This window comes from Candidatus Allofournierella excrementavium, assembly GCF_048526665.1.
Classification (GTDB): domain Bacteria; phylum Bacillota; class Clostridia; order Oscillospirales; family Ruminococcaceae; genus Allofournierella_A; species Allofournierella_A excrementavium.
In genome coordinates this window covers 46,815-56,104 of record NZ_DBGFPE010000013.1, presented here as the reverse complement: position 1 = coordinate 56,104, position 9,290 = coordinate 46,815, and the positions used below count along the sequence as shown (strand labels likewise).

Here is a 9,290-nt window from a genome sequence, read left to right as displayed (position 1 = left end):
CGACCTCTAGCGTGACAGGCTAGCGTTCTAACCAACTGAACTACCGGGCCACGGTGGTGGAAGTTAACGGGCTCGAACCGCTGACCCTCTGCTTGTAAGGCAGATGCTCTCCCAGCTGAGCTAAACTTCCTTGAAAATGGAGCGGCTTACGAGGCTCGAACTCGCTACCTCCACCTTGGCAAGGTGGCGCTCTACCAGATGAGCTAAAGCCGCAAATCCATGGTTTGCACCGCCAATCTCGTTTGGCGACGGTGTTTATTTTACCGCATCTTTCCTGCTTTGTCAAGACTATTTCTCAACTTTATTTTAGTTTCTCCAAAGACGGGCAAACCATGTGGTTTTGCAAAGAATTTACAGGGATTTCAGAAGTTTTGCCACATCCACGTTGTAGGTCTTGTCGCAGAACTGGCAGTTCACTTCTACGCACTTTTCTTCCTTGGCGAGGCTTTCCAGCTCCTGACGGCCCATGCTCAGCAGCGCGCGCTCCACCCGCTGGCGGCTGCAGTCACATTTATAGGATACGTCGTACTCGTCCAGCACCTGCGGGTCGAAGCTCTGCAGCACCAGCTCCATGATGGCCTTGGGGTCCATCCCCTGCTGCAAAAGCTTGGTGACGCTGGGGGCCTTGGCCACGTTCTGTTCCAGCATGGTGATCTCCTGCTCGGTGGCGCCGGGCAGAAGCTGGATCATGTAGCCGCCCGCGCACTGGATGGACAGGTCCGGGTTGACCAGCACACCCAGGGCACACACGGTGGGGGTCTGCTCGCTGGTGGCGTAGTAGGCGGTGATGTCCTCGGCCACTTCCCCGCTCACCAGCGGGATCTGGCCCACATAGGGCTCCTTCAGGCCCAGGTCGCGCACCACGCTCAGGGTTCCGTCCTTGCCCACGGCGCCGCCCACGTCCAGTTTGCCGTCGCCCCGCAGAGGCAGCTCAACCACCGGGTTCTGCACATACCCCTTCACGCAGCCCGCGCCGTCGGCCACCGCCAGAACGGTGCCGGCAGGCCCGCCGCCGTTGAGGCGCAGGGTCAGGGAATCCTGCTCGCTTTTGAGGGTGATGCCCATCATGGAAGCGGCGGTGAGCAGCCGCCCCAGGGCCGCGCTGGTGACGGCGCTGGTCTTGTGGATGCGCTCGGCTTCGGCCACGATGTTGGTGGAATCCACACCGTAGAACACAACGCCGCCATTGTCGGAAATGCCGCGAATCATGTTAGCCATTGTCTGTCTTCTCCAATTGTGTGTATTGTTTGACCGCTGTAAAAATGTAGCGCTGGCTCTCCGGCCGCAGCGGGCCGAAGGTCTCGCCGTCCCGCAGGTCGGCCAGTGCAAAGCCGCTCTGTTCCAGCACCCGCTTCACATAGTCCGCCTCGTAGGTATACTCCGAAAACTGCTCCCGGAACACCTCGCCGGTGTCAAGGTAGTCGATCTGGATGGAGATGTCCACCCGGTCCCCCTCCGGCGAACAGGCGTTGCGCCAGCGGCACACCGCGTCCGGCCCTTCCAGCACGAACTCGTTGTCCGCCAGCACCTGCCGATGCTTGTAGGGCGTGTTCAGGTCAAAGATGAACACGCCGCCCTTTTCCATGAAAAAGGCCGCCTTGGCCACCGCCTGCTCGAAGCGAGGCGCGGGACCGATGTGGTTGTAGGTGTCGAAGGTGGACACAGCGCCCCTGATGGTGCCGAACAGGTCCAGGTCCAGGATGTCCTGCCGGAGCAAAAGCAGCCGCTGGGAGATGCCCAGCTCGTCCGCCTTTTCCCGCAGAACAGCCAGCATCTCCTCCGACTGGTCCACCCCGATCATGTCGTAACCTGCCTGGGTGAGCATCAGCGTCAGATCGCCGGTGCCGCACCCCAGGTCCGCTACGATGCCGTCGGCCACGCCATGGGCGTCCAGCTGCTCTTTCACATAAGTATACAGCGCGTCGTAGTCCGCCTCGCCGTTCAGCTCATCGTAAAAGTAGGCAAATTCATTGTAAGCCATTACGCCTTTACACCTCGCCCGTGAGCAGGCCGTCAAAGACCGCCCGCAGCTCCTCGATGCCAAGGCCCGTTTCACTGCTGGTAAGTATGATCTGCCGGCAGCCGAACTCTTCTGTCAGAAAGGCAAACTCTTCCCTCTTTTTGGCGATCTCGCTTTTCTTCAGTTTGTCCGCCTTGGTCAGCGCCGCCACAAAGGGAATGCCCCGGTAGCGCAGATACTCCAGCATCTGCATATCATCGGCGGAGGGGGCATGACGGCTGTCCAGCAGCTGGACAAGCAGAACGCAGTTGCGCGCGGCGTCAAAATAGCTGTTGATCAGCTGGTCCCACCGCTGGCGGTCCGCCGCGGAGACCTTTGCATAGCCATAACCGGGCAGGTCCACAAAGTAGGCAGAGTCCACCGTGTAGAAGTTGATGGTGGCCGTTTTGCCCGGCGTGGCGCTGACCCGCGCAAGGTTTTTGCGGTTGCAGAGTTTGTTGATGAGGCTGGATTTTCCCACGTTGGACCGGCCGGAAAAGACGAACTCCGGCCGGTCGCTGTCGGGTAGCTGGCTGGAAAGGCCGTAAGAGGCCTGGAAGTCAGCTTTCTGGTAGTTCATAAACCGTCTCCTTTGTTACTGAGGCAGGTGGGCTTCCTGCGGGCGCTGTTCCCCGGGGGCTACCAGCCCGGCGGGGACCTTTTCAGGGGCGGCGGCCTGCTTTGCGCGGCTCTGGGCCCGGCGGCCCTGGCGCGGGGTGAGCAGCGCGTGGTTCAGCACCTGTTCCAGCCGGCTCACCGGCACAAAGCGAATGGCCTTTTTGACCTCATCGTCCACGTCGTACAAATCGCTCTGGTTTGCCTGGGGAATGAGCACCGTCTTGATGCCCTGCCGGTAGGCCGCCATGCTCTTCTCTTTCAGCCCGCCAATGGGCAGCACGTCGCCGTGGAGGGTGATCTCGCCGGTCATGGCCACATCTGCCCGCACGGGAATGCCGGACAGGCAGGAAATGAGCGCGGTGGCAAGGGTAACGCCTGCGGAAGGGCCGTCCTTCGGCACCGCGCCTTCGGGGGCATGGATGTGCAGGTCGTAGTTTTTGAGCTGTTCGGGGTCGATGCCGTATTCGCCAGCATGCACCCGGGCGAAGGTGACCGCCAGATGGGCGCTCTCTTTCATCACATCGCCCAGAGAGCCGGTGAGCTCAATTTTGCCCGAGCCGCCCGGGATGGTCTGCACCTCGATGGGCAGGATGGCGCCGCCCACGCTGGTCCAGGCAAGGCCGTTGGCGATGCCCACCGCGTTGGAGCGGTTGTAGAAGTCCGGCTTGACGCGCCGGGGCCCCATCAGGGATTCCAGATTCGCGGCGGTGACGGTGACCTTCTGCTCCTGGCCGGAGGCCACCTTGCGGGCGCACTTGCGCAGCACCTCAGTGATGGCCCGTTCCAGGCCGCGCACGCCGGCCTCCTGGGTGTAGCCGTCAATAAGGCCGTAGATGGCCCCCGCGGTCAGGTTGACCCGGCCCTCCAGGCCGGTCTTTTTCAGCTGCTTGGGCAGCAGGTGCCGCTTGGCGATGTTGAACTTCTCCTCCCGGGTGTAGCTGGGCAGCTCGATGACGTCCATGCGGTCCAGCAGCGGGGCCGGGATGGCGGAGAGGTCGTTGGCCGTGGTGATGAAGAACACCTGGCTCAGGTCGAAAGGGATGTCAAGGTAGTGGTCCTTGAAGGTCTTGTTCTGCTCGGGGTCCAGCGTTTCCAGCAGCGCCGCGGCCGGGTCGCCCCGGAAATCGGCGGCAAGCTTGTCGATCTCGTCCAGCAGGATGAGCGGGTTCATGCTCTTGGCGGTGGTGACCGCGCTGATGATCTTGCCGGGCATCGCGCCCACATAGGTGCGCCGGTGGCCGCGGATCTCCGCTTCGTCCCGCACGCCGCCCAGGCTCATGCGCGCATACTTGCGGCCCATGCACTCGGCGATGGAGTGGGCGATGCTGGTCTTGCCCACGCCCGGAGGGCCGGCAAGGCAGAGGATCTGCCCCTTGGCGTCCGGGTTGAGCATGCGCACCGCCAGCAGTTCCAGAATGCGGTCCTTGACCTTTTTCAGACCATAGTGCTCCCGGTTCAGGTGTTTTTCCGCCCGGGCAAGGTCCAAATCGTCGGGGGTGTAAACGCCCCAAGGCAGCGCAAGGCAGGTGTCCAGATAGGTGCGGATGACCGCCGCCTCCTGGCTGTTGCCCTGCATCTTGCCCAGGCGCTCCGCCTCTTTTTCCAGCTTTTCGGTGGCTTCCTCCGGCAGGCTGAGGGCATGGATCTGGTCAAGATACCGCTCGGACTCATAGCGGACGTCGTCGTCTCCGTCCAGTTCGGTGGCGATGGCCCGCATCTGCTCCCGCAGATAGTAGTCCCGCTGGTTCTTCTCCATCTGGTCGTTGACCTTGTCCTGAATCTCCTTTTCAAGGGTCAGGACCTGGTTCTCGCGATAGAGCAGGTCCAAGGTGGTCTGAAGGCGGCCCATCAGGGTGTTCTGCTCCAGAACAGTCTGTTTGTCCTGGTATTTGAACAGAAGGTTCGCAGGGATGTACTCGCTCAAAAAGGCCGCGTCGCTGCTGGAAAGGATGGTGTACACCACATCCTTGGGCATGCGGGGATTGAGCTGAAGATAGGCCTCAAAGGCGATTTTCAGGCTGCGCACCAGCGCTTCGGCGTTGACGCTGCCCGCCTGCTGAAGGCCCCGCACCGGGGCCTCCTTCACAGTGACGTTGAGCATCTTCTCGCCGCTTTCCAGCGCCAGAAGACGGGCACGGTACTGCCCTTCCACCAACACCTTCACCAGATCGTCGGAGACGCGCATCACCTGCTTGACCTGGGCCACCACACCGTAGCGGTACAAGTCGGCAGTGGCGGGTTCCTCCACGTCCATCTCACGTTGGGTGATGAGGAAAATGGGGCTGGCGTTGGCCATCGCCCACTCAATGGCGGCAATGCTCTTCTCCCTGCCGACCTCGAAATGAATGACGCTTCCCGGGAACACCACAAGCCCGCGCAGGGCAATGGCCGGCAGATGCAGCACATTGTGTTCCACTTTGATTTTTACTCGTTCAGACATTGGCATTCCCTCCCAAAAACGGTACGGGCAAATTGCTCGTACCGTTTCGATTTTGGAATATTTTTCTGTAAAGTTTATTGCGTTTACACCACAGGAACAGTGTTCTTGTAGCGCTTGCGCACCGCGCCGTATTCCAGCACGGGCTCGCCGCCCCCCACGGTCTCAGGCGTGATGGTGACCTTGACGATGGTGGGGTCGCTGGGCACCTGATACATGACGGGGATCAGGATGCTTTCCATCACGCTGCGCAGGCCGCGGGCGCCGCTCTTGCGCTCGATGGTCTTTTTGGCCACGGCGCGCAGGGCCTCGTCGGTGAACTCCAGGTCCACGTTGTCCATCTGCATCAAGGCCTGATACTGCTTGATGACGCTGTTCTTCGGCTCCTTGAGCACCCGGATGAGGGCATCCTCGTCCAGCGGGTCCAGCACGGTGACCACCGGCAGACGGCCGATGAGCTCCGGGATAAGGCCGAATTTGACCAGATCGTCCGGCTCCACCTTGCGCAGGAGGTTCTGTTTCTCCTGGGCGGATGTGTCGCGCAATTTGCTGCCAAAACCCAGGGAGGAGGAGTCAGTGCGGCGCTGGATGGTTTTGTCCAGGCCGTCGAAAGCACCGCCGCAGATGAACAGGATGTTCTTGGTGTCGATCTGGATGAACTCCTGCTGGGGATGCTTGCGCCCGCCCTGAGGCGGCACGTTGCTCACGGTGCCCTCCAGGATCTTCAGCAGCGCCTGCTGCACGCCCTCGCCGCCCACGTCGCGGGTGATGGAGGGGTTTTCGCTCTTGCGGGTGATCTTGTCGATCTCGTCGATGTAGATGATGCCGATCTCCGCCCGCTTCACATCAAAGTCAGCGGCCTGGATGAGCTTGAGCAGAATGTTCTCCACGTCCTCGCCCACGTAGCCGGCCTCAGTGAGGGTGGTGGCGTCGGCGATGGCGAAGGGCACGCCCAACATTTTGGCCAGGGTCTGGGCCAGCAGGGTCTTGCCCACGCCGGAGGGACCCAGCAGCAGCACGTTGCTCTTCTGCAGCTCCACGTCGTTCTTGTTTTCGCCGCTGAGGATGCGCTTGTAGTGGTTGTAGACCGAAACCGCCAGCACCCGCTTGGCCTCGTCCTGGCCGATGACGTAACGGTCAAGCCCTTCCTTGATCTCGGAAGGGGTCAGCACGTTCACCGGGTCCAGGGTGGGAGCGGCGTGGCGGGCGGCGTTCCGGCGGGACGCCGCTTTCGGCGCGTCCGGCTTGCCGTCTTCGTCCAGCAGCGAGGAGCACAGCGTGATGCACTCGTTGCAGATGTTGACGCCGGGGCCGATGATCATGCGCTCCACTTCATCCTGGCTTTTGCCGCAGAAGCTGCAGCGCAGGTTCTTGTCTTTGTCTTTTCCGTTCGAATTGTTTGCCATAGTTACCCCTAAACGATGCGGGGCGCGCCTGTGGGCGCCGCGCGGATTGTTTACCGTTTGGTGATGACCGCGTCGATCAGGCCGTAGTCAGCGGCCTCCTGGGCGGACATGAAGTTATCGCGCTCGGTGTCGGTCATGATCTTTTCGATGGGCTGGCCGGTGTATTCGCTGAGCATGCGGTTCATGCGCTCGCGGGTGCGCACCATGTGGTCGGCATGGATCTTGATGTCGGTGGTCTGACCCTGCAGGCCGCTGAGCAGCGGCTGGTGGATCATGATCTCGGCGTTGGGCAGCGCGAGGCGCTTGCCCTTGGCGCCGCTGGCCAGCAGGAAGGCGCCCATGGAGGCGGCCATGCCCATGCAGATGGTGGACACGTCGCACTTGATATACTTCATGGTGTCGTGAATGGCCATGCCAGCGCTGATGGATCCGCCCGGGCTGTTGATGTACAGGCTGATGTCCTTTTCGCTGTCCTGCCCTTCCAGATAGAGCAGCTGGGCCACCACCAGGCTGGCGGTGGCGTCGTTGACCTCATCGCTGAGCATGATGATGCGGTCGTTCAAAAGGCGGGAAAAGATGTCGTAAGAGCGCTCGCCGCGGGCGGTCTGCTCCACAACGTAAGGAACCAAACTCATTTGGCTGTACCTCCCTGTGAGAAAAAATGTAAGCGGTCTTGCAAAATTGACCGATACGGACCGCAGAGCGCGTATCGGTCAATGCAGGACGGCTTATGTAAGGCGAAGGGGCCTTTGGGCAGATCAGCCCTCCTTGGCGACCTTCTCCTCGGTGATCTCGGCGTGGTCGCGGATGAAGTCGATGGCCTTGTTCACCGCCAGATCCTTCTTGACCTCGTCGGCATTGACCAGCTCCTTGACCTTGGCCAGTTCCATCTTGTAGTTGTCGGCAACGCGCTGCAGCTCGTCCTCCAGCTCCTCGTCGGAAGCGACGATCTGCTCGGCGGCGGCAACGGCCTCCAGAGCCAGGCGGATCTTCACCTGCTTCTCGGCCTGCTCGCGGAAGGAAGCGCGGAAGGACTCCATGGTCTGGCCCATGTACTGCAGGTACATATCCAGCTTCAGGCCCTGCTGCGCCAGGCGGTACTCAAAGTCGCGCACGGCTTCGTCCATGCGGGCTTCGTACATAGCCTCGGGGATGTCGCCCTCGATGGTGGCGATGACCTGGTCCACCAGATCGTTCTCCACGGCCAGAGCAGCCTGCTTCTCGTTCTGCTCTTCCATGCCCTTGCGGATGCTGGCCTTCAGCTCGTCCAGGGTGTCGTACTCGCTCACGTCCTTGGCGAACTCGTCGTCCAGAGCGGGCAGCTCCTTGGTCTTGACCTCGTGCAGCTTGATTTTGAACACGGCGGGCTTGCCGGCCAGCTCCTTGGCCTGATACTCCTCGGGGAAGGTGACGTTCACGTCAAACTCCTCGCCGGCCTCGTGGCCGATCAGCTGATCCTCAAAGCCGGGGATGAAGCTGCCGCTGCCCAGCACCAGGCTGTAGTGCTCGGCCTTGCCGCCCTCAAAGGCGACGCCGTCCACAAAGCCCTCGAAGTCCATATCCACGGTGTCGCCGTTCTCGGCCTTACCCTCGCGGGTGATGATGCGGCCGTTGCGGTTCTGCATGCGGACCAGCTCGGCTTCAACGTCGGCGTCGTCCACAGTATTGACCTTCTTGGTGGCCTTTAAACCGGTGTAGTTGCCCACCTTGATCTCGGGCTTCACAGCCACGGTGACCTTGAGCACCACGCCGTCTTCCAGGCTCTCGGAGACCACGTCCGCCTCGGGACGGCCCACGGGCTGGATGCCGGACTCGACCACCGCGGCCTCATAGGCCTCGGGGAACAGGTCGTTGATGGCGTCGTAGTGGAAGATGTCGGCGCCGTACATTTTTTCGATCACCGCGCGGGGCGCATGGCCCTTGCGGAAACCGGGAACATTGTACTTTTTGCCTTCGCGCTTGTAGGCCTTCTCAATGGCGGCCTTGAAGGTCTCGGCGTCCACAGAGAACTGCAGCTCGTGCATGCTTTTTTCAAGCTTTTCGCTTTTTACAAGATTCATTAATATAGCCTCCGTACAAAGAGATTCATTTTATTATATCATGCGTATGGCCAGAAATCCATACTTTTCCTAAATTTTATGGGGGCAAAACCGCAGTGCATCGGCCGAAATCAGGCGGTATTCCAGCCCGTCCACCTCCCCCTGCACCGCCGCGCGCACAGAGGCGCCGTGCAGGTGGCCGTAAAAGCAGCGCTTGACCCCGAACTCGCGCATCACTTCGATGACCTGCGGGGAGCTTGTTCCGGGATAGACCGGCGGATAGTGAAGGAACACGACCTTCTCCTCGTCCGTCTCCCCCGCCGCTTCAAGGCTGGCTTTCAGGCGGCCCAGTTCCCGGTTCATCACCTTTTCGTCGTGGGGCTCGTCCGGCTCGAAGAGCCAGCTGCGGGTGCCGCAGAGGGCAAGCCCCTCCACGTGATACGCATTGTTGTGCAGCAGGTGCAGGCTGGCAAAGCCCTGCGTCTCAAAAAAAGCCTCCATCTTGCGGGCGGTGGTCCACCAGTAGTCGTGGTTGCCTTTCAAAAGCAGCTTCTGCCCCGGCAGCTGTTCCAGAAATTCAAAGTCCGGGGCCGCTTCTTCCAGTTTCATGCCCCAGCTGGTGTCCCCCGCAAGCACCACCGTGTCGCCGGGGGCGACCAGACGCAGCCAGTTCTCCCGGATGCGCTGCACATAGCCCTGCCAGCCGGGGAACTTGTCCATCGGCTTATCGGCGCCCAGCGAGAGGTGCAGATCGCCTATTACAAAAATTGCCATGCGTACCTCCTGATAAT

The 9,290-nt window shown here is 61.1% G+C and carries 8 protein-coding genes and 2 tRNA genes; all 10 read right to left on the bottom strand.

Annotated elements, in window-relative coordinates; all coding sequences use genetic code 11:
* Nucleotides 1–54 precede the first annotated feature (54 nt).
* A tRNA-Val gene (locus ACMI1Q_RS03780) sits at nt 55–130 on the bottom strand.
* Between the two features lie 7 nt (nt 131–137).
* A tRNA-Gly gene (locus tag ACMI1Q_RS03775) sits at nt 138–213 on the bottom strand.
* 138 nt (nt 214–351) lie between these two features.
* Nucleotides 352–1,218, bottom strand: coding sequence for an Hsp33 family molecular chaperone HslO (gene hslO, locus ACMI1Q_RS03770; RefSeq protein WP_419502861.1), 867 nt, complete (start codon nt 1,216–1,218; stop codon nt 352–354).
* The gene (locus ACMI1Q_RS03765) at nt 1,211–1,981 is read right to left on the bottom strand and encodes a class I SAM-dependent DNA methyltransferase (RefSeq protein WP_419502860.1); all 771 of its coding nucleotides are present in this window, start codon (nt 1,979–1,981) and stop codon (nt 1,211–1,213) included. The genes hslO and ACMI1Q_RS03765 overlap by 8 nt, the downstream gene beginning before the upstream one ends.
* Before the next feature lie 7 nt (nt 1,982–1,988).
* Nucleotides 1,989–2,579 (bottom strand): ribosome biogenesis GTP-binding protein YihA/YsxC, encoded by a 591-nt coding sequence (yihA, locus tag ACMI1Q_RS03760; protein ID WP_177522120.1) that lies wholly within the window; start codon nt 2,577–2,579, stop codon nt 1,989–1,991.
* A gap of 15 nt (nt 2,580–2,594) precedes the next feature.
* Nucleotides 2,595–5,057 (bottom strand): endopeptidase La, encoded by a 2,463-nt coding sequence (gene lon / locus ACMI1Q_RS03755; RefSeq protein ID WP_337576573.1) that lies wholly within the window; start codon nt 5,055–5,057, stop codon nt 2,595–2,597.
* An 83-nt stretch (nt 5,058–5,140) separates the two neighbouring features.
* On the bottom strand, nt 5,141–6,460 hold the full coding sequence (gene clpX, locus ACMI1Q_RS03750) for an ATP-dependent Clp protease ATP-binding subunit ClpX (protein ID WP_419502859.1): 1,320 nt from the start codon (nt 6,458–6,460) through the stop codon (nt 5,141–5,143).
* A 50-nt stretch (nt 6,461–6,510) separates the two neighbouring features.
* The gene (gene clpP, locus ACMI1Q_RS03745) at nt 6,511–7,095 is read right to left on the bottom strand and encodes an ATP-dependent Clp endopeptidase proteolytic subunit ClpP (RefSeq protein ID WP_419067349.1); all 585 of its coding nucleotides are present in this window, start codon (nt 7,093–7,095) and stop codon (nt 6,511–6,513) included.
* 123 nt (nt 7,096–7,218) lie between these two features.
* Nucleotides 7,219–8,520, bottom strand: a complete 1,302-nt coding sequence (gene tig, locus ACMI1Q_RS03740) for a trigger factor (RefSeq protein ID WP_419502858.1) — start codon at nt 8,518–8,520, stop codon at nt 7,219–7,221.
* 69 nt (nt 8,521–8,589) lie between these two features.
* A complete protein-coding gene (locus tag ACMI1Q_RS03735; RefSeq protein WP_419502857.1) occupies nt 8,590–9,273 on the bottom strand; it encodes a metallophosphoesterase in 684 nt (227 codons plus the stop codon).
* Nucleotides 9,274–9,290 lie beyond the last annotated feature (17 nt).

Excerpts from the sequence above, each read along its gene's own strand:
- hslO (WP_419502861.1), bottom strand. The coding sequence starts at position 1,218 with ATGGCTAACATGATTCGCGGCATTTCCGACAATGGCGGCGTTGTGTTC.
- ACMI1Q_RS03765 (WP_419502860.1), bottom strand. The coding sequence starts at position 1,981 with ATGGCTTACAATGAATTTGCCTACTTTTACGATGAGCTGAACGGCGAG.
- yihA (WP_177522120.1), bottom strand. The coding sequence starts at position 2,579 with ATGAACTACCAGAAAGCTGACTTCCAGGCCTCTTACGGCCTTTCCAGC.
- lon (WP_337576573.1), bottom strand. The coding sequence starts at position 5,057 with ATGTCTGAACGAGTAAAAATCAAAGTGGAACACAATGTGCTGCATCTG.
- clpX (WP_419502859.1), bottom strand. The coding sequence starts at position 6,460 with ATGGCAAACAATTCGAACGGAAAAGACAAAGACAAGAACCTGCGCTGC.
- clpP (WP_419067349.1), bottom strand. The coding sequence starts at position 7,095 with ATGAGTTTGGTTCCTTACGTTGTGGAGCAGACCGCCCGCGGCGAGCGC.
- tig (WP_419502858.1), bottom strand. The coding sequence starts at position 8,520 with ATGAATCTTGTAAAAAGCGAAAAGCTTGAAAAAAGCATGCACGAGCTG.
- ACMI1Q_RS03735 (WP_419502857.1), bottom strand. The coding sequence starts at position 9,273 with ATGGCAATTTTTGTAATAGGCGATCTGCACCTCTCGCTGGGCGCCGAT.